The sequence below is a fragment of the Serinicoccus kebangsaanensis genome, from assembly GCF_008919445.1.
GTDB lineage: Bacteria > Actinomycetota > Actinomycetes > Actinomycetales > Dermatophilaceae > Ornithinicoccus > Ornithinicoccus kebangsaanensis.
This window is the reverse complement of record NZ_VSLG01000033.1, coordinates 1-1,384: the sequence shown is the minus strand read 5'-3', so window position 1 is coordinate 1,384 and position 1,384 is coordinate 1. Positions and strand designations below refer to the sequence as shown.

Annotated in this window: 2 protein-coding genes; both read right to left on the bottom strand. The window is 70.8% G+C overall.

From position 1 onward, the window contains the following. Positions 1–736, bottom strand: a 736-nt coding sequence (istB, locus tag FXF60_RS16365; protein WP_151527046.1) for an IS21-like element helper ATPase IstB, incomplete at its 3' end; no start/stop codon positions are given. Next, on the bottom strand, positions 733–1,384 hold a 652-nt coding region (locus FXF60_RS16625; RefSeq protein WP_437440879.1), incomplete at its 5' end, for a Mu transposase domain-containing protein. The genes FXF60_RS16625 and istB, both read right to left, overlap by 4 nt.

Here is a 1,384-nt window from a genome sequence, read left to right as displayed (position 1 = left end):
AGGAGTCACCGCGCAGGTTGATGACCTCGGCGTGGTGGACCAGGCGGTCGATCATCGCGGCAGCCACGACGTCGTCACCGAAGACCTCGCCCCAGCGGCCGAAGGGCTTGTTCGAGGTGACGATGAGCGAGGCGCGTTCGTAGCGGGAGGAGACGAGCTGGAAGAACAGGTTCGCTGCTTCGGGCTCGAAGGGGATGTACCCGACCTCGTCGATGACCAGCAGCGGGTAGCGGCCCAGGCGGCGTAGCTCGTCTTGCAGGGTGCCGGCGTGGTGGGCGGTGGCGAGCCGGTCGACCCATTCGGACGCGGTCGCGAACAGGACCCGGTGCCCGGCCTGACAGGCCCGGATCGCGATACCGGTGCCCAGGTGGGTCTTGCCGGTGCCCGGCGGGCCGAGGAAGATCACGTTCTCCTTCGCGGTGATGAAGTCCAGGGTGCCCAGGTGGGCCACGACCTCGCGTTTGAGGCCGCGGGCGTGGTCGAAGTCGAACTCCTCGATCGCCTTGCGCGCGGGGAACCTCGCGGCCCGGATGCGTCCTTCACCGCCGTGGGACTCCCGGGCGGACACCTCGCGTTGCAGGCACGCGGTGAGGAACTCCTCGAAGGTCCAGGACTGCTCCCGGGCCCGGTCGGCCAGCCGGGGCACGCACTCGCGCAGCGTGGGCGCTTTCAACGCGCGGGTCAGGAACGCCAGCTCGGCGGTGGTGTCCCGAGCTGTGGTCGCCTTCGTGCTCATCCGGCGACCTCCCCGGTGGTGATGTCGAAGGCGACGTCGTAGGCGGACAGGTCTCGCTGTTCCACCTCATCCGCCCCGGGCAGCCCGGTCGCGGCGATGCTCGAGCGGTCCCGGCGCAGGGTCTTGGCGGCGACCAGGTGGGTGAGGTCGCTGACCGTCTGGTGATGGGCCCAGCAGCGTTCGTGCTGGGCGACCAGCGCCCCCTCGCACCAGGCGCGGACCGTGGTGGTGTCGGCGCGGACCTCGATCCGGCGACCGACCGCGGCCGGGTGGATGGAGTAGTCGTTGGAGTCCAGGCGCACGTAGTGGTCCCGGCCCAGCCGGGTCGTGAACGCCCACCCGGCCTGCGGGGCGACCGGGGGCAGGGACAGCATCGCCGCCCGGTCCGCGTCCACACGGTCGGCCGGGGAGCAGCCAAGCACCCGCATGGTGCGCCGGTTCGCGGTCTCGTTCCACTGCGCCAGCTGGGTGTTGAAGTCGGCCGGCGAGGTGAACGTGCGGCCCGGCAGGAAGGACCGCTCGTAGTGGTCGTGGGAGCGTTCGACCAGTCCCTTGGCCTCCGGATCGGCCGGCTTGCACAGGATCACCTTGGTGCCGAGCACGCCCCGGAAGGCCTGGCACTCGGCGGTGAGCTCGACCTTGCGGGAA